22 protein-coding genes and 1 pseudogene are annotated in these 20695 nt (G+C 67.3%); 5 read left to right on the forward strand and 18 right to left on the reverse strand.

The annotated features are described in order from the left end of the window. Positions 1–47 precede the first annotated feature (47 nt). The 9 genes and pseudogenes from Q1B08_RS18355 to Q1B08_RS18395 all read right to left on the reverse strand — a co-directional run bounded on the left by Q1B08_RS18355 (position 48) and on the right by Q1B08_RS18395 (position 6634). Positions 48–581, reverse strand: a complete 534-nt coding sequence (locus tag Q1B08_RS18355) for a hypothetical protein (RefSeq protein WP_299822061.1) — start codon at positions 579–581, stop codon at positions 48–50. A 252-nt stretch (positions 582–833) separates the two neighbouring features. Continuing rightward, positions 834–1733, reverse strand: coding sequence for a dihydrodipicolinate synthase family protein (locus Q1B08_RS18360; RefSeq protein WP_299822063.1), 900 nt, complete (start codon positions 1731–1733; stop codon positions 834–836). A gap of 13 nt (positions 1734–1746) precedes the next feature. Then, the gene (locus Q1B08_RS18365) at positions 1747–1914 is read right to left on the reverse strand and encodes a hypothetical protein (RefSeq protein WP_299822065.1); all 168 of its coding nucleotides are present in this window, start codon (positions 1912–1914) and stop codon (positions 1747–1749) included. 12 nt (positions 1915–1926) lie between these two features. After that, a complete protein-coding gene (locus Q1B08_RS18370) occupies positions 1927–2262 on the reverse strand; it encodes a LysE family transporter (RefSeq protein WP_366140055.1) in 336 nt (111 codons plus the stop codon). 117 nt (positions 2263–2379) lie between these two features. Further along, complete coding sequence (locus Q1B08_RS18375) at positions 2380–3927, reverse strand: phospholipase D-like domain-containing protein (protein ID WP_299822067.1); 1548 nt, start codon at positions 3925–3927, stop codon at positions 2380–2382. Between the two features lie 318 nt (positions 3928–4245). Then, on the reverse strand, positions 4246–4545 hold the full coding sequence (locus Q1B08_RS18380; RefSeq protein ID WP_299822120.1) for a hypothetical protein: 300 nt from the start codon (positions 4543–4545) through the stop codon (positions 4246–4248). Between the two features lie 15 nt (positions 4546–4560). Continuing rightward, positions 4561–5044 (reverse strand): annotated as a pseudogene (locus Q1B08_RS18385) (transposase); the annotation flags it as partial. Between the two features lie 991 nt (positions 5045–6035). After that, positions 6036–6443 carry a PIN domain nuclease gene (locus Q1B08_RS18390; protein WP_299822069.1) on the reverse strand — a complete coding sequence of 136 codons (408 nt, stop codon included), beginning with the start codon at positions 6441–6443 and terminating at the stop codon, positions 6036–6038. Beyond that, on the reverse strand, positions 6440–6634 hold the full coding sequence (locus Q1B08_RS18395) for a type II toxin-antitoxin system VapB family antitoxin (RefSeq protein ID WP_299822071.1): 195 nt from the start codon (positions 6632–6634) through the stop codon (positions 6440–6442). Before Q1B08_RS18395 ends, Q1B08_RS18390 begins: the two co-directional genes overlap by 4 nt. A gap of 222 nt (positions 6635–6856) precedes the next feature. Here Q1B08_RS18395 and Q1B08_RS18400 point away from each other — a divergent pair, with 222 nt between their 5' ends. Both Q1B08_RS18400 and Q1B08_RS18405 read left to right on the forward strand, forming a co-directional pair. After that, entirely contained in the window at positions 6857–7117 is a 261-nt protein-coding gene (locus Q1B08_RS18400; protein WP_299822073.1) for a WGR domain-containing protein, read from the forward strand. A 70-nt stretch (positions 7118–7187) separates the two neighbouring features. Then, positions 7188–9389 carry an ATP-dependent RecD-like DNA helicase gene (locus Q1B08_RS18405; protein ID WP_299822075.1) on the forward strand — a complete coding sequence of 734 codons (2202 nt, stop codon included), beginning with the start codon at positions 7188–7190 and terminating at the stop codon, positions 9387–9389. Positions 9390–9746: 357 nt separating this feature from the next. Here the strand turns inward: Q1B08_RS18405 and Q1B08_RS18410 are convergent, their stop codons facing one another. The 7 genes from Q1B08_RS18410 to uraH form a co-directional block, all read right to left on the reverse strand. Then, complete coding sequence (locus Q1B08_RS18410; protein WP_299822077.1) at positions 9747–10493, reverse strand: sulfite exporter TauE/SafE family protein; 747 nt, start codon at positions 10491–10493, stop codon at positions 9747–9749. Further along, positions 10490–10771: an FCD domain-containing protein gene (locus Q1B08_RS18415; RefSeq protein WP_299822079.1), complete on the reverse strand. Its 282-nt coding sequence runs from the start codon at positions 10769–10771 to the stop codon at positions 10490–10492. The genes Q1B08_RS18410 and Q1B08_RS18415 overlap by 4 nt, the downstream gene beginning before the upstream one ends. A gap of 42 nt (positions 10772–10813) precedes the next feature. Beyond that, positions 10814–12343, reverse strand: coding sequence for a phospholipase D family protein (locus Q1B08_RS18420; RefSeq protein WP_299822081.1), 1530 nt, complete (start codon positions 12341–12343; stop codon positions 10814–10816). Then, the gene (locus Q1B08_RS18425) at positions 12340–13410 is read right to left on the reverse strand and encodes an AI-2E family transporter (protein ID WP_299822083.1); all 1071 of its coding nucleotides are present in this window, start codon (positions 13408–13410) and stop codon (positions 12340–12342) included. Before Q1B08_RS18425 ends, Q1B08_RS18420 begins: the two co-directional genes overlap by 4 nt. Further along, positions 13407–14435 (reverse strand): FUSC family protein, encoded by a 1029-nt coding sequence (locus tag Q1B08_RS18430; protein ID WP_299822085.1) that lies wholly within the window; start codon positions 14433–14435, stop codon positions 13407–13409. Before Q1B08_RS18430 ends, Q1B08_RS18425 begins: the two co-directional genes overlap by 4 nt. Positions 14436–14445: 10 nt before the next feature. Then, positions 14446–15564 carry an HlyD family secretion protein gene (locus Q1B08_RS18435; RefSeq protein ID WP_299822087.1) on the reverse strand — a complete coding sequence of 373 codons (1119 nt, stop codon included), beginning with the start codon at positions 15562–15564 and terminating at the stop codon, positions 14446–14448. Between the two features lie 83 nt (positions 15565–15647). Beyond that, the gene (gene uraH, locus Q1B08_RS18440) at positions 15648–16037 is read right to left on the reverse strand and encodes a hydroxyisourate hydrolase (protein WP_299822089.1); all 390 of its coding nucleotides are present in this window, start codon (positions 16035–16037) and stop codon (positions 15648–15650) included. A 368-nt stretch (positions 16038–16405) separates the two neighbouring features. On the opposite strand from uraH, the gene hdhA reads away from it, so the two are divergent. After that, on the forward strand, positions 16406–17173 hold the full coding sequence (hdhA, locus tag Q1B08_RS18445; protein WP_299822091.1) for a 7-alpha-hydroxysteroid dehydrogenase: 768 nt from the start codon (positions 16406–16408) through the stop codon (positions 17171–17173). A 61-nt stretch (positions 17174–17234) separates the two neighbouring features. Then, a complete protein-coding gene (locus Q1B08_RS18450) occupies positions 17235–18818 on the forward strand; it encodes a serine hydrolase (protein WP_299822093.1) in 1584 nt (527 codons plus the stop codon). 98 nt (positions 18819–18916) lie between these two features. On the opposite strand, the gene rnk is transcribed toward Q1B08_RS18450, so the two are convergent. Continuing rightward, positions 18917–19357, reverse strand: a complete 441-nt coding sequence (rnk, locus tag Q1B08_RS18455; protein ID WP_299822095.1) for a nucleoside diphosphate kinase regulator — start codon at positions 19355–19357, stop codon at positions 18917–18919. 88 nt (positions 19358–19445) lie between these two features. After that, complete coding sequence (locus Q1B08_RS18460) at positions 19446–19913, reverse strand: hypothetical protein (protein WP_299822097.1); 468 nt, start codon at positions 19911–19913, stop codon at positions 19446–19448. Between the two features lie 502 nt (positions 19914–20415). Here Q1B08_RS18460 and Q1B08_RS18465 point away from each other — a divergent pair. After that, positions 20416–20586, forward strand: coding sequence for a hypothetical protein (locus Q1B08_RS18465; protein WP_299822099.1), 171 nt, complete (start codon positions 20416–20418; stop codon positions 20584–20586). Positions 20587–20695: the final 109 nt, after the last annotated feature.

The following is a 20695-nucleotide window of genomic DNA, read 5'->3' on the forward strand; positions in this document are numbered from 1 at the left end:
GGGTTGAGTTCCGCGACGGCGTCCGCCTACTTCAACCCGCCGCCTGATCACGCGTCACCAACTTTCGCGCATATCTCGGGCATGATCTGGATCGCGTTGACTCCGAGCCGGCGGAGGTGGTCGAAGCGCCCGATCGCGTCATGGAACCCGCTCGGCGCGTCGCTTCCCTCCGGGCGGTTGAACGTACCGAGGTGCAGTTCGTAGATCACCAGCGCGTTCCAGTCGGGCATCTGGAAAGCGTCGTCGCCCCAGTCGTAGGCGCGATCCGTCACGATGCCGTTGCCGACCGAGTTCGTAACCGCCCGCGCATAGGGATCGATGCGCGAGATGGAGCCGTCCGGCCCTTCGATGGCGAAGCGATACTCCTGGCCCGCCGCAACGCCTTCCACGTCGGCGTACCAGTAGCCCTCGCCTTCCGCAGCCATCGGGTTCGCGGCATCGGACCACCCGTTCCAGTCGCCGGAAACGGCGACCGCGGTGGCATGCGGCGCCCAGACGCGGAAGGCGGCGCCTCCTTCATGGAGGATGACCCCCATACCTGCATGGGCCTGGCTGAGGGTAGGCGAAGTCTGGACGTTCATCAGGGGGAATCTTCCATGGACCGGCCGGAGGGATGCGCGGCGTCGGGTTCGGGGATTGTCGGCGGAGCGGAAGCGACGGGATTGATCCGGTCGCAGGCGGGAAACGCTGTGCCTTAGCCCCGTGTTCCATGTCTCAGGCGAGACGGTCACGGCGCGCGTGCAGACGAGGCCCAGATGGGCAGCGAACCCGCAAGAGGGAGCAAAATTCGCCGAAAAGTCCCTGCGATATGCTGCGTAAGCACAGTCGCGTGGTCAGACGGCGATCTGGAGCAGTGGACGCAGCGCCGCCTCGACCCTTTCGCGGGATACTGGCTCAAGAGGCAGGATCGGACGCGGCGGAGTGATCCGCCCGAGACCGAGGATCTCGGCGATGGCAAACATCACGCGGAAGCTGCCGAACTCCCGGAACAACTCCCAGAGGGGAGCGAAAGCGTGATCGATGCGCTCGGCTTCGACCGCGTTCCCGGCCTGAGCTGCGTGGCTGAGTGCGAGAGCGGGTTCCGGCAAGAGACCGGCTGCGACGCTATACCAGGAGGCCGCGCCGGCGAGCAGCGCGTCCTTTGCGCCCCAGTCGCCGCTATAGCCCACCGCGAAGGCATCCGGCGTCACGGCCCGCAGGCGCCGCATCTCGCCCGTGTAATCGCTGTCCGCCGGCAGAGGCATCTTGACCGCGGCCACGTTCGGGATCTCGGCCAGTCGCGCGATCAGGTCCAGGCTGAAGGTGAATTTTGTGGTGCCCGGGTTGTTGTAGATGCACAGGGGCAGCTCGCCGGCCGCGGCGACAGCCTCGAAATGGCGGAAGACCTCTTCGTCGGTCAGCGGCTGGTAGGACATGGGCGCGAGAAGCAGACCATCCGCGCCGGCTTGTCTTGCTTGCCGGGCAAGGCTCTCGGCGATATCGGTCGTAAGCGCGCCGACACCGACGATGAGCGGCGTCCGTCCTGCCACGCAGTCGACGGCAGCCCGGAGCGTGCGCTTGCGCTCCTCCGGCGTCAGGTAGGCGTACCCGCCGGTGCTGCCGAGGAGTCCGATGGACTCGGCTCCCGCGACCACGATCCGCTCGAGGAACCGTTGCAGAAACTCGGGCTTCAGCCGCCCCTCGTCGTCGGTAGGCGTGAGGGGGAAGGCCGACAGGCCGGTGAACAAGGTCATGCGAGCATCTCCTTCAAACGCGTGACAAGAGCAGCCGCAGGCCCGCGAACCCGAAGAGGCGGCCAGCACGCCTTCGATCCCGCGCCGCCACGCCCATGATCCGAAGGGTGCTTGGATCTGGGCTTCCGGCCGCAAACACGTAGGCGGTGAAGACGACGAGCAGGTGGTTGAAGTTCTCCATCGCGTCCCTCCCTCACGTTCCAGCAAGCAACTTGAATGCGATGATCCAAATCACAAGCGCGATGAGCGTCTCGAGGATGCGCCAGGCCGCCGGTCGCTCGAACACCGGGCGCAACCGGATCGAACCGTAGCCGAGGGCAAAGAAGAACACGAACGACCCGAGGATCGCGCCGGCCATGTCGAAAAACTCGTGCGTGACGCCGTTAAAGGTGCGCTGCTCGACGGGCGATCTGACCGCCTCGATGGCCTCCGCCAGCATCATGCCATCGCTCATCAGCGGGTCGATGTCGGCGTTGATGACGGTCTCGGGTTGCACGTCGGGTTTAGCCGTTGACACCATGATCGGCATTGCGGCTGAGACGACCACGGTCGCGGTAGGCACTACGAAGCGTGTCTTTAGTCTACAGGGGCGGCATGGCCATCGTGGCCCCGGACGAAGACGCGAGCGAGCAATAGTCTCGTCACCTTATCCCGGACGGCGCGGGCTGCTCCAACGGCGTCGGGTCATCCACAGGCCGAAGCATAGGCCAACAGCGACGGTGCCGATCACGAGATGACGCGGGCGGAGCCCGCGCCCCGCGATCGAAGGCTGTCCTACCCGGTATCGCGGATCCAGCAGACGCGTATCCGCAAAGAACCTTCCCAAGAGCCCTTCGGACAAAGGCCCGATCGCGCGAAGGCCGCGCCCCTCGGAGGGATTCAACGCGGCAATCGTCCCGATCAGCGATCCTGTCCTGGACCGCATTTCCTCCACCACTTCCGGCGAGGTGCCAAGATGCTCGGCAAGAAGCCGCGAACGAATACCTGTGATGGCCTGGGCAGATGCCACGTCGCGACCTTCGAAAGCCACGTCGCATTCGGTGTCGAAGCCCATGGACCGGTCGTCGAGATTGCTCGATCCGATCTTGAAGAGCCGGTCGTCCACAATGAGGACCTTGGCATGAACATAGATCGGCTCGCCCGCGGCATTCACGGGATGCCAAATCCGGAACCGTTTTTCCCGATCGGCGGCCTGCAGGCGTTGGATCATTCGACCGCGGATCGAGTGCATGGCACGATCTTCAACGACACTAAGAGCAGCTTCAGGGTTGATCACGATGACTTCGGGACCATTGGGCGCGCGAAGGCGCCGCTCCAGCGCCGCGCATACCGTCTCGGCGGCAAAATACTGGGACTCGATATAAACGACCTCGCGCGCCGCGGCGATCGCCGCGAGGGTCACCTGTTCGATCTCGTTCACAAGAGGTTCTCCGTCATAGGGCGGCTCGGTGCGTGCGATGGCCACGTCCACGTCGCGCAGCGTCACGGGCAGACCGTCGGGCCAGAGCGCGTCGACGGTCCCGTCGGGACGCTCGAGCGTTTCGTCGGTGGCGCGCCGCCACCTCGTCCTGGACAGCTCGCCCAGGGCCTCGGCGGCGGGCCCCGTAAGCGCGAGGGTGGCATCGTGCCAGGGCTCGGCCGCCGATCCATCCTTGTTCCGTCGATGCGGATCGTCCGGTGCATGCTCATTCGTGTCCCACCGGCCCTCCGTGATGTCGATGCCCCCGCAGAACGCGAGGGCGTTGTCGATCACGATGATTTTTTGATGGTGGCATGCTCCGAACGGGTGATGTCCGTCGAGAGCGAAGCGGATGCGCTCGTCGGTCCAGATGCGGAACGCCAGCGCCGGCAGGAGACGCCCCGGCGTCACGAGAACGGAGCCGTTCCATTTGAGAAGATAGAGACGCAGGTCCGGCGTTCGGGCCACGACCGCTTCGAGGAAATCCCCGAGAGCGTTCGGTAGACCGTCCGGTGCAATCCCGCCCGCGTCGCTCTCTCCGGGAAGCATGTCGATCTCGAAGTCGAAATCCCAGCCGATCAGGAGAACCTCGTGCCGGGCCGCCATAAGGGCCCGGCGGAGTTGGGCGAAGTAGTCCGCCGCGTCCACGATCAGGCTGACTCGCTCGGCGTGCGCGATCCGCCAGCACCGGTGCTTCGCCTCTAGAAGGGAGTCTGGATCGTTCGGCTGGTCCACGATCGAACCCTTTCGAGGCTGGCGGACGACTACAACTCCATCACGGGCAGCAGGTCAATCATTGCGAACGGCGCCGCTCCCCGGACGCCGCCTGCGCAGCAGGTTGAGACAGCTTGGACGGCACGTTTCCGTAAGGAGCGACCGTGAAAATTCCATTGCTGCTTATGAACGGCCGATCGGCATAGCCCTGTGTTGAACAGCCGCCCACAATTACCTGACCAATCTCCGATACCTAAAGCAGCAGTTATCTCTCGGACAGGCAGCCGAATACGCGCTTCGGCGCGATCGGGAGGGACGGACCGTCATGATCTTCGCAGATCAGCAGAAGCTCACCGCCATTGGGCCGACGATGCAGCGCTCGCGATGTACGACCTGCAGAGCCTCGAGATGATTTCTCCAGCGCAGACATCGACAAAATTTCCTGGCGGTCTCGTCCGTGGCCGACTGCTGCAGCTTCATGATCCGAGCGTCCCGATAGACGGCCTCGTAGCGCGCCGCCATCGTGTCGTCGGCGAAGCGCAGGCGCGCTCGCGCAGCACATTGCGCGCGGTCGATTCCGGGAAATCGTGCGATCGCGGCCGAAGCGTCTTTCGGGCGCTCAATGAGGAAGCCGGTCACGCCTTCCTCAAGAGGGGCAGTGACGGAGGCGATAAGCTCGTCCGCGGGAATCTGCGATAGCAAGCTGGGCAGTATGGGTGCGTCGCCCACGCCGCTGCTGGTGATCTCGACCGCGCGGACCTCGAGCGTGCTCTCATCGACGGCGAGGTGGACCTTGCGCCAGACGCACCCGCGTGCCCCGCCATACTTGCGTGCGCGCCGTGCTGCGGGCTTACGCGGCCCCCTGTGGGGCCACGGTTCCTGCGCACCCTTCGCCCCGGACCTTGATGCCCGTGCTGTCGATTAGAAGATGCAATGGATCGCCGCTGCCTCGGTAGGGCAACTGCACGGCCAAGAGCTTCTAGCGCCGGTACAAGGTCGAGACTGAGGCGGATCAGCGAGCCTTCCAGGGGAAGGATCGCCCGACGAAGGGCACCGGCCAGTCGAGGCCTGCGAGCTTCAGCAGGCTCGCCACGAAGCCGGTGGTCTGCCTAAGCGGCAGGCCGAAGAGGACCTTGATCCCTTTCGGGACATCGCGCGCGCTGTGCCGAAGACGACACCCGCGCCTAAACCTGTTGTTAGTCATGATCGTGCCATGAGGAGGGGCGCGAAGCTCCCCCCTTTGGCGCACCAGGCGCGCAGCAGGTTCTCTCCCCCTTCCGCTGCGCGCCCCCCTTCTCCTTCCCGCACCGCATACGACCGGCGCCCGAGCGCGCCGGTCGCCACGGCGTACCCGACCGCCGACGAAGCCCGGCCTCTCCAAGGGCAGCACGCGTAGCTTGGCAATCCGACAGTTCGGGTTCGGCTCACCCGGCGCCCCCCAAGCGGCAGGAAGGGAGCCGGTTGCAGGCGGCATCGTTTTTCCCGCTCTCGGGTGTTTGCCATACGTTCTCTTGCCATGGGATCTCACAAGCCGATCAGGTCCGAGACTGCGAACCTCGAAGGCGCCGTTCGCTTGACGATCACCGTGCGGGGCATCCGGCACGACATCTACAACCATGCCATCAACCAGTTCCTGAACCCCGCCCAGTGGTCCTATCACGTTGCCCCGCGCCGTCTGCCGAGCAGCCGCAAGGCCGTGTGTCTCTACCTGCCGCAATATCGGCACGGCGATGGAGGTGATGCTGCATTGCCCCGAGCTCGAGCTGCTGACCGAGCCCTGTCTCGGACCCAAGAAGTGAGCGGCCGCCGGATCGGACCTACGTCCAGGCGAGCCAGGATCGTCCGGCTCCGGCAAACTGACGACAATCGACATGTGCGGGATCTTCCGGCGCCACAGTCTGTTCATCCTGTTTTGCCACTGCGCCATGCATGCTTCTCCGAGTGTTCCGATACCACCGCCGGCGTCGTGGCTTCGCCCGTCGCAAGGCGAACCAGATCATCGCGATCTACGGGAGGCAGGGCTAATCCGAGGAGCGACACGTAGGGCGCTGACAGGGCGGCCAGAATACGCGATGCACAAACGGAAGCTCTTATGTCATTATACGCTCGTTCCGCTTGCAGGACGGAAGTCACCGCTTTCTCCCGCCCGCCGCGGACATCAGTCCCAGATGATCCACGAATGGTTGGAAATCCCGGTCGGTGAAAAGAAGCGGAATGGCGTCGCGGATGCAGCGCGTGGCGATCAGCGTGTCGATTGTCTTGCGAACCGTGATCCCTTTCGCGCGGAGACGGCGGAAGTTGCGCGCTGCTTCCAGGGCGATCGAGGGTCCGGCGATCTCTACGAAGTCCAAGGCAGAAAAGAGGGTTCGAGCTTGCTCGAAGGCGTGATCCGGTCCGATTCCCTGCAGGACTTCGGTCAGGATCAGGTCCCCGATCGCGACCGGCTCCGCGCCAAGAAGCTCATCGAGAAGGTCCGTCTCCGCATTGGAGGTCCCGCGCAGATAATCGATCCACACGCTTGAATCGACGAGGATCATCCGTCGGTTCGCATCATCTCCAGATCGCCCGTCCAATCGACACGGCCCCGGAGCTGCTTGAGATCCTTCTGACGCTGAAGGCGAAGCAGGGTCTTCAAACCGAGTTCGACGACTTCCCGCTTCGTCGCCGCACCCGTCGCAGCCATTGCGGACGTCATGAGATCGTCGTCTATCACAATGTTCGTGCGCATGTGTATAACTCCATCAAGGTATACACATATGGGTACCGGGTACTCCGCGCAATAGATCGTGTGGGTCGTGTGAGTGTTTCGGCTCCAGCCTCATCGGTCTTCAAAATCAGAGGGACCCCTCTTGAGGACTTCCTCATCGAGCCCCGGAGCTGATCCGACGAGAGGCTTGACGAAATTCCCTCCTGCCGTGCCAATACGAAGCGGATCGTTGGAACATGCGCGATGTCTTCAGCCGATGAACAGGGCGAGGTCTTCCCGACACGCCTGAAGCTCCGCCGGATCGATCCGGAGCGGAACATGCGACGTTTCTATCTGATGCAGGTGCAGCCCGACCTCTTTGGCGGCGCAAGCCTGATCAGGGAGTGGGGTCGCATCGGCAATCGCGGTCGCGTACTTGTCGAGCATCACGCGGATGAAGGCGAAGCGGCCACCGCTCTGCTGGACATGGCCCGCGCCAAGGGCCGGCGCGGCTACGGCAGCTGACCAATCCCTGCGACGCGGGTTCTGCCGCCGCCGGTCTGTCCGACGGCGCACCACCGGGACCGAGACTCTGATGCGGCACCGAGACCCGACCAGCGCGGCGCCACCCGGCAGCGAAGTTCTCGCCGGCCTGGTCGAGCGCGTCACGTTCCACAGCGCGGAAAGCGGCTTCTGCGTGCTGCGGCTGAAGGCCCGCGGGCATCGCGACCTCGTCACGACAATTGGCCACGCCGCAACGATCTCCGCGGGCGAGTGGGTGACCGCCTCCGGCGCGTGGGTCAACGACCGAACCCATGGTCTGCAGTTTCGCGCGCGGTTCCTGAAAACGTCGGCGCCGTCCTCGCTCGAGGGCATCGAGAAGTATCTCGGCTCGGGGATGGTCCGGGGCATCGGCCCGACCTACGCACGGCGCATGGTGAAGCATTTCGGCAAGGATGTCTTCGACATCATCGAGGCCGCGCCAAAGCGCCTGCAGGAAGTCGACGGGATCGGTCCCAAACGCGCGGAGAGGATCACCTCCGCCTGGGCGGACCAGAAGGTCATCCGCGAGATCATGGTGTTTCTTCATCAGCATGGCGTCGGCACGGCCCGGGCGGTCCGCATCTTCAAGACCTACGGCACCGACGCGGTGCAGGTGATGAGCGAGAACCCCTACCGGCTCGCGCGCGACATCCGCGGCATCGGGTTCCGCACCGCGGACCTGATCGCCGAGAAGCTTGGGATCGCGAAGACCGCGACGATCCGGGTGCGCGCAGGCATCTCCTACGCCCTGAGCGAAGCCATGGGAGATGGCCATTGCGGGTTGCCCGCAGCCGACCTGACCGCCCTCGCCGTGAAACTGCTCGACGTGTCGGAAGACCTGATCGGGACGGCGCTGGACCTGGAACTGGCGGAGGGCACCGTGATCGCAGACAGCCTCGCAGGCACGCCCGGCATCTTTCTTAGCGGCCTGTACCGCGCGGAGAAAGCGATCGCGGAGCGGATGGGGCGTATCGCTGTCGGGACGTTGCCCTGGCCCGGGATCGACGCGGACCTCGCGCTGCCCTGGATCGAGCGCCGGACCGGCCTCACGCTCGCGGAGAGCCAGGCCGAGGCCATCCGCCTGGCGCTCCGTTCCAAGCTGCTGGTCGTTACCGGCGGCCCCGGCGTGGGCAAGACGACCATCGTCAATTCGATCCTGCGCATCCTGGAGGCGAAGGCGGTGAAGCTCCTGCTCTGCGCCCCCACCGGCCGTGCTGCCAGGCGCATGTCCGAGGCAACCGGAATGGAAGCCAGGACCATTCACCGGCTCCTGGAGTTCGACCCCCATGTCTTCGCCTTCAAGCGGAACCTCGAGCATCCGCTCGAATGCGATCTCCTGGTGGTCGACGAAAGCTCGATGGTCGACGTCCTGCTGATGCAATCCTTGCTCAACGCCGTTCCCGAGGACGCCGCCTTGCTGATCGTCGGCGACATCGACCAGCTGCCGTCCGTCGGTCCCGGCCAGGTTCTGGCCGACATCATCGCCTCGGGCGCCGTCCCCGTGGTGCGGCTGACCGAAGTGTTCCGGCAGGCGGCGCAGAGCCGCATCATCACCAGCGCGCACCGGATCAATCGCGGGCACATCCCCGATCTCGCGAAGCCCGCAGGGGATACGGACTTCTACTTCGTGCCGGCCGCCGATCCCGAACAGGCCGTGGCCCGGGTCGTGCAGCTTGTCCGCACGCGCATCCCGCAGCGCTTCGGTCTCGATCCGATCCGTGACGTGCAGGTTCTCTGCCCGATGAACCGCGGCGGCGTGGGCGCGCGATCGCTCAACATCGAATTGCAGGCCGCGCTCAATCCCTCGGACGGACCCAGGGTGGAGCGCTTCGGCTGGACCTTCGCGCCCGGCGACAAGGTCATGCAGATCGAGAACGACTACGACAAGGAGGTCTCGAACGGCGACATCTGCTACGTGGACGGTGTCGATCCCGACGAGGGTGAGCTTGTCGTCAGCTTCGACGGGCGCCCGGTCACCTACGGGTTCGGCGAACTCGACACGCTGGTGCCCGCCTATGCCACCACGATCCACAAGAGCCAGGGATCCGAGTATCCAGCGGTCGTCATCCCGATCCTGACGCAGCATTACGCCATGCTGCAGCGCAACCTGCTCTACACCGGCGTCACGCGCGGCAAGAAACTCGTGGTCCTCGTCGGGCAGCCGAAGGCCGTCGCGATCGCGGTCAAGAACGTCTCGAGCCGGAGGCGGTGGTCGAAGCTGGACGAATGGTTAGTAGAACCCCTTTTGAGATGATCGAAGCGCTACGCGCGCGGCGGCCGCCCTCCGGCGGATCGCGCTCGGAGGCATCGCAGGGTCCGGTCTCGAAGCTCATCTTGCGGCAGTCGCATCCATGTCGACAGCGGAGACAACCCCGACCTCGGCCAAGCGCGCTCACTGCCGTCCGATGGCATGCATTCCGAATGGTCCCGACAACCATGTGTTTGTCGTAATCCCGGACGAAGGGCAGCTTCGGCTAGCGCTTCCTCGACAGGACGTTACGCCATTATGTAATGCGTTGCCTATCATACCTCACTTTGCGCTCACCACTCACCCATCCGCCTTGCTACCAGCGCCCATCCTCGACAAATGTGCAGAGCTTCATGGAGCGTCCTAGGAGATCAGGAACGACAGGGTGAGAACGACGCCTAGGATTGCAACCCCGATCCGCACGGGTCTGTCGGGGAGGCGGTGGGTAAGCTGTGCGCCGAGGTAGCCGCCAACCAGCCCTCCGCCCAGCACGCAGAGCGCGGCGGCCCAGTCGGTCAGGCCCGACAGGATCATCGGCACGACGGCGACGGACTGGATCGCGGTGGCGAAGAGGTTCTTGGCTCCGTTTACCTGCCCGATGCCGTGGCCTGTTGAGGCCGACAGCACCGCCAGCAGCATGAAGCCCATGCCTGCGCCGAAGAAGCCGCCGTAGAAGCCGATGGCCGCCAGCAGCACGCCGGTCGCCGTCCGGAGTCTGTCGCCCGGGAAGGCCCGCCGCATGAGTTCCGTGGTGCGCGGCCCGAGGACGATCGCCACGACGGCCACGACGAGCAGCAGGGGGATGACCCGGACGAAGGCCTCATCGCCCGCGTTCAGCATCGTGATCGATCCTGCAAGCGCACCGACCAGCGCGGGCACCATCTGACAGGCGAGGGTGCGGGCCTCGGCGAGAAGCGTCCGCCGGTAGACCCAGACGGCGGGAAGCTGCGCCGGCCAGAGCGCGACGCCCTGCGTGACGTTGGCCGCGATCGGCGGCAGCCCGGTGGCCAGCAGTATGGGGAATACGAAGAGCTTGGCCCCGCCCGCGGCCGCGTTCACGACACCGCCGACGAGCCCGGCGACGAGGAAGATCGCGATCTCGGGCGTCATCCGGCCCGCTGCCCGGCCCGTGCCTCGGCATTCTCGCGCAGCGTCGCGGCCGTCAGCGCGAAATACTGCTCGGTCAGGGCGCAGGCGTATGCGTGATCGGCGTCGCGCGCGCGCGGGGCCTGCGCGATCGCCACATGCTCGGCCCCCAGATCGCGGAAGCCAAGCCGCCGATAGACGGAGGTGCGGCAGAAGCGCTCGCATTGATCATGCAGCCCATCGTGCACCCGCAGGAGCCAGACGCCTCGATGTCCTCCGCGTCGCATATGCGATGTCAGCATGGCGCCTCCGTCCTCTTCGTCCTCGTCGAGCTGCGACCCGTCCTAGAGCAGCCACTCCACCGGCAGCCATCCGATCACCGTCAGCGCGGCGGAGCGCAGCGCGCTCGAGCCCGTCTCCTCTGTCGTGACGGCCCCCGTGGCCGGATCAACCCAGACGAGGTCTCCGTCCCGCAGCTCGACCCGCCAGGCCAACCCATGCAGGCCGTCGTCGAACGCCGCGTGCAGGCCCTTCGCCAGCGCGGTGCTGTCGATCAGCAGGCCCATCTCGGTGTTGAGCCGGATCGAACGCGGATCGAAGTTGAACGAGCCCACGAAGATGCGCGCGCCGTCCACGGCGAACGTCTTGGCGTGCAGGCTCGCACCCGACGAGCCGAACACGCCCAGATCGTCGGGTGTACCAGGCGCGGCCTGCTGGCGCAGCTCGTAGAGCGTCACGCTCGCGTTGAGCATCGCCCGGCGGCGCTTGGCATAACCGGCATGGACCGGCAGTACGTCGGTGGCCTCGAGCGAGTTCGTGAGCATCCGCACGGCGACGCCCCGCGCCTCAAGCGCGGCGAAGGCCTCGACGCCCGCCCGGCCGGGCACGAAGTAGGGCGAAACCCCGTCGAAGCGCGTCACGACCTCGCCCACGGCGTCGGTCAGCCGCCCCGCGAGCAGGTCCTCGTGCGGCACCGCCCCCTGCCCCTTCGCCGGGTCGTCGGAGACGAGCACCGCATAGGTCCATTCGAGGTCGAGACTGCCGGACGCGAGCGACGCGACGATGTCGGAGGCCCGCAGGATCGCGCGGTACTCGGCCATGCGCGGGTCTGCCTGCCATTCTGCCAACCGCGTACCGATCGGATCGCCCCCCGCCGCGCCGACGATAGGCCCCGCAGGATGGACCGAGGGGCTTGCCCAGTAGAGGTCGAAGTCGGCGATGACCTCGGGCACGATCTTGCCCACGGCGAGCACGTCGAGGTCGACGTAGAGCGGCGTCGGGCCGGTGCCGAAGTACTCGTCGCCCACGTTGCGCCCGCCGACCACCGTGGCCAGCCCGTCCACGGTGAACGACTTGTTGTGCATCCGGCGGTTGAGGCGGAAGAAGTCGAACCCGTAGGACAGCATCTTCAGGCCGCCGCGCAGATTGAACGGGTTGTAGAGCCTGACCTCGACGTTCGGGTGCGCGTCAAGCTGCGCGAGCTCCGCGTCGAGCCCGGACGTTCCGTTGTCGTCGAGCAGCAGCCGCACCCGCACGCCCCGGTCCCCCGCGCGGCGCAGCGCGTCGAGCAGCAGCGTGCCGGTCAGGTCGCCGTGCCAGATGTAGTATTGCGCGTCGATCGAGGAGACTGCTGCGTCGGCGAGCAGGATGCGCGCGGCAAAGGCGTCAGCACCACCCTGGAGCGCCGCGATGCCGCTGAGGCCGGGGCAGTCGCGGGCGGCTCGTGCGGTCAGCGGCCCGTTGGCGGGCGGTGGAAGGGCGATCGTGTCGACGCGGCCCGTCACGGCGGGCAGCGGGAACAGGACGCGCGCTGCCACGATCAACACTACGGCAGTGAGGATCAGGATCGCGCCGACCTTTAGGAACCAGATCATGCGGAGCCCCTCGCGGGGACGACGATCCTATCGGCCATCAGCACGGCGAAAGGCCGGGTCGGCTCGAAGGCCGAGAGGACGATCGTCAGCATCGATGTCAGCGGCACCGCGAGCAGCGCCCCCGGCAGGCCCCAGAGCGCCGACCAGACGGCAAGCGCGGTCAGCACGACAAAGGGGCTGAGGTTCACGCGGCGGCCGATCAGGCGCGGCTCGAGGACGCTGCCGATCCAGACCTGCGCGGCGATCAGGAGCGCGGCGAGAAGCAGCGTCCAGCCGAGTTGCCCGAACTGCACGATCGACAACACCACGGGTAGCGCCACGCCGACGAGCGAGCCGAAATAGGGGATGTAGTTCAAAAGCGCGATGGTCAGCGCCCAGAACAGCGGGAAGTCGACACCGATGGCCCAGAGGACCACGAACGACACCGTGCCCAGGATCGCGTTCACCAGCGTCTTGACCGCGAGGTAGTCGCCGATGCGGTCGTTGATGTCGCGGATGATGGCCTCGGTCCGGGCCGCGTCATCGGGGTCGCGCAGGGCGGCGGACAGCTTGGCTGCGAACCCCGCCCGCTCCGCCAGCAGGAAGGCCGAGTAGACGATCACGAGGAAGACCCAGGCGCCGACGAAGGTGAGGTTCGCGAGCGCCGTCTCGACCACGCGGCGGACCGAGAGGCGTCCGAACGTGGCGTCGCGGATCGTCTCCCAGTCCGGGCGCTCGTCGACGCCCAGCATGTCGGCGCCCTGCGCTACCAGCCGCTCGATGTTGGCCTGGTAGCCGGGCGCCTGCGCCAGGATCTGACTGATCGTGCCGATGACGACGAAGGTCAGCGCGATGAACGCGCCGGCGAAGAGCAGCAGCACGAGCGCGCGGCGCGGCCCCTGCGGCAGGCGCCCGACGAGGGGCAGGCGGCCGAGCGCCTCGGACGCGCTGACGAGGACGTAGACCACGATTACTGCGGCGAGGATCGGCAGCAGGACGGTCTTGCCGATCACCAGCAGGAACCCCACGAGCAGGACGAGCAGCGTCGCGTTGACCAGGGTCGAGAGTGACGCGGCGGGCGGGATCACGCGTTCGCCGCGCGTTCGCCGCGCCAATCGGTCAGGGCGTCAAGCAGGCCCACGGCGGAGGCGGCCGCGAATGCGCCCGCCAGCGTCAGAACGATGCGGGTGAAGGTGGCGTAACCCGGATCCTGCGTCGAAAGCGCGCCCGCGACGAGGGCCAGCACGACCGAGAAGGCGTATTGGTAGACCATGCTCGGCTGCCGCCCCGTGAACATCAAGTGTCCAAAGCCAAGCCCCGATAGAAAGATCAGGCCCAGCAGGACGGGAAGGTGCGGCGAGAGCGTCCAGAGCGCCAGCAGCGTCAGCGCCAGCGCCGCGGCGCCGCCGTAGAGCGTGGCGCGCACGCGCTGCATCGCCTCCGAGGTCACGGCCTGCCGGGTGGGGAACACGAGCACCATCGTCGCGACCATCGCCATCATCATGTCCGACGGCTGCATCACCGTGTAGAGCCAGAAGGTCAGCGCCATCAGCACGCTCGCGCGGATCGCCGCGCCGGTTGCCGCATGGCCGGGGCCGGGCACGGGGGCGTCGACATGGCGCTCGCGTGTGCGCGGCGGCACCAGCCAGTAGACCAGCGGTGCCAGCACGAGCGCCACGAGCGAGGCCTGCACAAAGCCGTCGCGCATCGTCTCGACCGTGGCGCTCCCGTTCATCCCCATCACGGACATCAGCACGGCCACGATCAGGATGAGCATGCCCGTCGGCGCCCCGGTCCGCAGGATCATCAGAAAGCCCCCGAAGTAGGTCAGCCACATCGCGCCGACGTAGACGAGCGGCATCGGCCGGAGCTGCTCGACCGCCCAGGTGAAGACCGTGACCATCACGATTATTGAGACCGGCGCGCCGATCGCGCGGCCTGGGTTGAACGCGCGGCGCTGCGCCGCGATGAGCCCCACCGGGAGCGCGGCGACCACCGGCGGCAGCGCGGGCGCTAGGATTGCCACCGCGAGGTAGGACAGTGCGCCGGTCAGGCCGAGGCGGACCGCGTAGTGTGGGTCGTCGCAGGCGTCGGGTCGCGGGGTGACGTACATGGCCCGGCCCTCAGTGCAGGAAGGTGGTCCAAGACCGCAGGTGCTGCATCCCTCGGGCCAGCCACGCGACCGGATTGGACGCTCCGTCGGCCAGGATCACCACGTGGACCTTGCCGCCCACGCGCGCCTTGCGTGGCCAAGCCTCCATCCCGCCCTCGAGTTCCACGCGCACGGGGATCTGGCGGGCGGGTTCGAACCAGCGGTTGGATGGCTGGTTGACGACGAGGCCGCCCTGCGCCGAGCGCCCGGGGTTGATGCCCCAGGCGACGCTCTCGACGCGGCCGTCGAACACCTCGCCCGGCACAGCGTCGAACAGCAGCCGCACTCGATCGCCCGGCTCTACGTTCTGTAACTGGTTCTCGCGCAGGTCGACGGTGATCCAGGCCGCGTTCGCGTCGATGAAGGTGAGCGCGGGGTTGCCCGCCGCCACGAACTGCCCTTCCGACAGCGTGACGTTGGTGACGACGCCGTAATGCGGCGCGGTCGCGGTGGCGGAGGCGAGATCGTACTGCGCACGCTCGAGCGCCGCTTGGGCCGCGGCGATGGCCGGGTTGTCGCCGCCCTCGGGGCCGAGCTGCGAGCGCGCGCTCTCGAGGTTGGCCACCGCTGATTGTAGCCGCGCCTGCGCGTCGGCCACGCTGGCGCGTGCCGTGTCGCCCTGCGCAGTGGCCGCGATCCCGCGCTCCTCCAGCCGGAAGGTCCGGTCGGCTTCTGCGCGGGTGGCGTCGAGCGCGGCGCGGGCCTGCGTCACCTGCGCCTGCGCCGCGATGAGCGAGGCGGCGGAAGCCTGCACGCCCTGCGTCGCCTGCGCGAGGTTGGCTTCGGCCTGTCCCACGGCTAGCTCGAACGGCCGCGCGTCGAGCTGGAACAGGACGTCGCCCGCCTGAACGACTGCGTCGTCTTCGACGGCAACCTCGACCACCTCGCCCGACACGCGGGGCGCGATCTGTACCACGTGCGCGGTGACGATGCCGCGCGAGGAGGACGGCGCCATCCGGTCGGTAACGGCGTAGAGCGCGACAAGAGCGAGCAGCAGGACCACGACGACGATCGCGATCCGCTTGGCCGACCCACCGGTGGAGGGCGGTGGCGACGGATCGGGGACAGGGAATACGGTCACCTCGCTCATAATGAACCGCCTTCCCGTTGGTCCTTCTCACGAAAGCGCATCTCGCCCGGTCGCGCAACGTCGCGTCCGGGCGGAGCGCCGGATCAGTTGCCCAAGTAGGTCGAGTAGCCGAACGGGCTAACCAGCACTGGGACGTGGTGGTGCCGGTCCATGTCCGAGACGTCGAAGACGATGGAGATCTCCGGGAAGAGCGGTTCGCCGCCGAGCGCTGCATAGTCGCTCAGTTTGAAGGTTAGGCGGTAGTCGGCGTCCTCGGTCTCAATGCCGAAGCCTTCGACGCGGCCGTTGGCACCCGTGACGCCTCGACCGATCTCCACCCACGCGTCGCCCTCCCGGACGTCGAGGGTGACGGGGATGTCTTGGCCACCGTGGCCTGTAGCGATGTTAAGGACGTGGGTCGAGATGCCTTCGGCCATTGCCGGAGCGGTGAAAGTGGCGCCGAGAAGGGCGACGAGCAGAGTGGTACGGATCATGAGAAGGTCTTCCTTGTAGGCAGCACGGGATGGCATAGACCGCACAAGAGCCGATCCGCCGCCGGCCCCTTCGGATCGGACGTGCAGCGATCGGGCTTGCGGGTAGATTCCATGACGGACCCCGTCGCTTTGAGCCCCGAATGGGGGTTCTTCGGTCCGGGCGTTCAGGACGGCAGATGCGCGGGATAATCCCTTGCTCACGACGCCATCGCGAGCCGCATCACGAGGGTTATCTGAACCCGGGCGGCGGCATCCGCAAGCTCGGCGGTATCACGGAGTAGCAATCCGCTGCACGCCCTTGGACCTTCCCCTTCCCCTTCGACCCGATTGGCCGACATGATGGGGGTCAGGCGGAAAGGAGACCTCGCATGTACGATCCGTCCCACTTCACCCTCGGCGGCCAGGTCGCCGTGGTCACCGGCGCGGGCGCGGGCATCGGCCGGGCCATCGCCGAGACCTTCGCCGCCGCGGGCGCCGCCGTGGTCGTCAGCGACCTCGACGCCGGAACGGCCGGCGAGGTAGCCGGGGGCATCTTGGCGCGGGGCGGGCGGGCCGAGGCCATCGCCTGCGACGTCACGGTGGAGGACGATCTGGACAGGCTCGTCAGGAGCGCGGTGGACCAGTTCGGCAAGCTCACCATCCTCGTGAGCAACGCAGGCGGCGGCGGACCAAAGCCCTTCAACATGCCGATGACGGATTTCTGCCGCGCCTTCGAGCTCAACGTGTTCTCGCTGTTCCGCTTGGCGCAGCTCGCCGCGCCTGAGATGGCGCGGGCGGGCGGCGGGGTGATGCTCGCCGTCACCTCCATGGCGGGCGAGAACCGCAACGCGCGGATGGCCTCCTATGGGGCCTCCAAGGCGGCGACCAACCACCTGATCCGCAACATCGCCTTTGATCTCGGACCGATGGGCATTCGCGTCAACGGCGTCGCGCCGGGCGCCACGCGGACCGACGCGCTGACCTCGGTGCTTACGCCCGAGATCGAGGCGCGCATGCTCGCGCAGACGCCCATCCACCGCCTAGGCGACCCGCAGGACATGGCGAACGCCGCGCTGTTCCTCTGCGCGCCCGCCTCGGGCTGGATCAGCGGCCAGATCCTGACAGTGTCGGGCGGCGGCGTGCAGGAACTGGATTAAGGGGACCGAGATGAGACTGGCGATGACATTGGCCGCGACGATGGCCTTTGGGGGGACTGCGATGGCTCAGCAGGACGCTCCCCTGTCAGCAACCGAGTCTGATCCGGTTGTAATGGGCTGGATGCAGGGCTTCCCGCCCGCCCCCGACAAAACGATCCGTTTCACCGATGCCGACTACTTCGCCTTCCCGAAGCTGCGCTGGACGGTCTGTCATTTCCGCGAGCTGATGCCGACCGCGGGCGTTGCAGCCGGGACGGACGCCGAGCGACCCTTGCTCGAGACGCTCGACCCGTCGCTCGGCGCCGTGACCTTCACACCGCTCGGCGGCGGCGAGGCGATGACCTGGGACGCGGCGTTCGACGTGAACTACGCCGACGGCGTCATCGTGCTGCACCACGGCGCGGTGGTCTATGAGCGCTACGCGGGGTGCCTCGACCAGACCACGCTGCACGGCGCGATGTCGGTGACGAAGTCGCTGACCGGGCTCCTGGCCGAGGTTCTCGTGGCCGAGGGCGCGCTCGACGAGGCGGCCATCGTCGGCGACCTGATCCCGGAGCTACGGGGCAGCGCCTTCGACGATGCGACTGTGCGGCAGGTCATGAACATGACCACCGCGCTCGACTACTCCGAGGACTACGCCGACCCCGCCGCGGAGGTCTGGACCTATGCCGAGGCCGGCAGCCCGCTGCCCAAGCCCGAGGGCTATGACGGGCCGAGGAGCTACTTCGAGTATCTGCAGACTGTCGAGAAGGACGGCACCCACGGCGAGGCGTTCGGATACAAGACCGTCAACGCCGACGCGCTCGGCTGGCTCGTCGCCCGCGCCTCCGGGCAATCGGTCGCGGACCTTATGTCTGCCCGCATCTGGAGCCGGATCGGCGCGGAGCGGGAGGCGTTCTACACCGTCGACTCCATCGGCACGCCCTTTGCGGGCGGCGGCTTCAACGCCACGCTGCGCGACATGGCGCGGCTGGGGCAGGTGATGCTCGACGGCGGACGATCCGGCGGCGAGCAGGTCATCCCGGAGGCCGCCGTCGCCGCGATCCGCGCGGGCGGCGACATGGACGCGTTCGCCCGCGCCGGCTACGACCTGCTGGACGGCTGGAGCTACGGCGCGATGTGGTGGAATACCATGGACGATCACGGCGCCTATGCCGCGCGCGGCGTGCACGGCCAGACAATCTGGATCGACCCCGCCGCCGACATGGTGATCGTCCGCTTCGCGTCGCACCCGGTGGCGGCCAACGCGGCGAGCGACCCGACCTCCCTGCCGGCCTACCGCGCCGTGGCCGAGCACCTGATGGCGAACGATCCGGCCCCCCTGCTCGGGCCGGAATGGCGCATCGAACGCATCGATGGCGGCGGCGTGATCGACGATGCCCAGGCCACGCTCCAGTTCCTCGCCGACGGTCGGCTCGTGGGGAGCGCCACCTGCAACCGCTTCGTCGGACGCTACGAGGCCGACGGCGAGCGCCTGACGATCACCGCGCCGGGCGCCACGATGATGGCCTGCCCGCCGGCGCTGATGGAGCAGGAGCGCCGATTGCTGGACCTGCTGCCCGACGTCGAGCGCTACCGCATCGACGAGACCGGCACGCTGGTCCTGACGACCGCAGGGGGAGACGCGATCACGGCCCGGCGATAATCGCGGCAGGCCGCGCGCCGAAGCGACGCGGCCAGCGCATTGGAAGGCTCGCGGACTCGGTCCGGTCGCCAGCCGGGCAGCGGGAGCCTGGCATGGCGTCAGGCGTCCATCCCTTCGATTGCATCGTGCGACGCCACGCGGACGATCGTGAGGATCCGCCGCTCCCCGTCGCGCCTGTCCCAGTGCAGCGAGGCGCCCTCGGCCAGGCCGATGAGCGCGACGCCGATCGGCGTCATGACCGAGATCCGCCCCTGCGCGATGTCGGCCTCCTCGGGCCAGACCGGCGTGACGGTCTTCTCCGCCCCGGTGGTCTCGTCGCGATAGGTGACGGGGCGCCCGACGGCCACCACGTCCGGCGGAAGCTTCGCCGCGGGCACGATGCGGGCCCGGCCCAGCTCCTCGAGCAGCCTGTCGGCGAGCTTCGGATCGCGCTGCATCGCGCCTTCCGCCAGCGCCTCAAGGCGGCTCAGGCGGTCGGCGTCGATGACGACTCTGGGCCGCCGTCCTGCGCCTCGGGCGGTTGTGTGCTTCTCGGTCATCGGGTTCTCCTTTCCGCACGCTCTCGGGCGGCGTGGATTCATCGGGGTTGAGCGCTCACCACAGCCTTAAGGGCGGGCCCGACAGGGATCAGGCGGCGTGGTGACAGGGCGGAGGGCTGACATCGAGCACGAAAACGGTGTCGATCCGGCCGTCGTCCCTCAACAGCGGCGCCCTCTGAAGCACCCGCATCCCGATCAGCGTCGCGCCCAAGAGAGATGCGACGAGGACGTGTCCGGGGAACGGGACCGGGTTCATGGCGAGCATGCCCGAGCGGGCGTCTTCTCCGCCGATTTCGTAGGTGACATGGCAGCCGGCCACCACGAGCTCCTGCGGCGCGGGCTCCGCCGCCCCCCGGGAGATGCGCAGCTTGTGGCGGAGAAGCCCTTCGAGCAGCACGGGGTTGGGCGCATTCCGGGTGCCGCGCTGACGCAGCAGGCGCTCGATCCCGATCCGATCCTCCACGGTAAGGAAGAACCGGGTCTGTGCCGGGCCCGCGTCGAAAACCGAGCGGAAATCCCTGCCCAGGGGCAGTCGGGTCACGTTGGCAAAGGTCATGATCTCACTCCCGGGGCGGTGAAGCCCACATTCTCACTTCAGGAAACTGAGAAGGCCCCGGGTGGTCGGGAACGCGCCTATGCGCGGACCGCCCGGGGCTCCGGGCGGTTCAGAAGCAGAAACCGGAAATGGTTCTCATGCATGACCATGTCACCCAAAGTGGATACTTTCGCGGTCCTGTCAATGACGGTAGTGCCGGAACGGGAGCGACAAGGTTGAAAGCGGCCAGGCCGCCGACCTTCGAGACATCGCAGCGATCGACCCGGACGGTTCGGCGGCGCGGCGTCCGGGCACGCGCCTAATCTGGTTCGGGCCCTCCGCGAGCGTTGTCGCGTGCACAACGACGACGATCTGGGCCCGGGAAGCGGCCGCGTCCGGCGGTTCCGGTCCCCGCTGCAGCTATGCCGTCCATCAGGCGCCAGACAGGCGGGGACGGGTCCGCAAGTAGGATCGGCCCGGTGGCGCCGACCTTCGGCTCGCGCTGCGCGGACCGGAAACGACGATGCCGAACCAGGCCTCCGCCTGGAAGCAGGCGAATTTGCGCCAGATGGCGGCGACCCAGGGCCAGGGCCTTGAAAAGACCGGAAGGATGGCCGAGATCGACGGTATGACCAAGTTCAGGCTTCATACGAGGTTCCTGCTCGCCGCAGGAAGTCTGCTGAACCGCCGGTAGCCCCGGGCGGGGTCGGCGCCTGCGCCGGACCCGCGCTTCGGGGCATCTCCTGATCTCTCGCAGATCCGAATCGAATGACGGGGCGCTGGCGCCGCCGGGTCGTTGCGCG

Source organism: uncultured Jannaschia sp. (assembly GCF_947494025.1).
Taxonomy (GTDB): domain Bacteria; phylum Pseudomonadota; class Alphaproteobacteria; order Rhodobacterales; family Rhodobacteraceae; genus Jannaschia.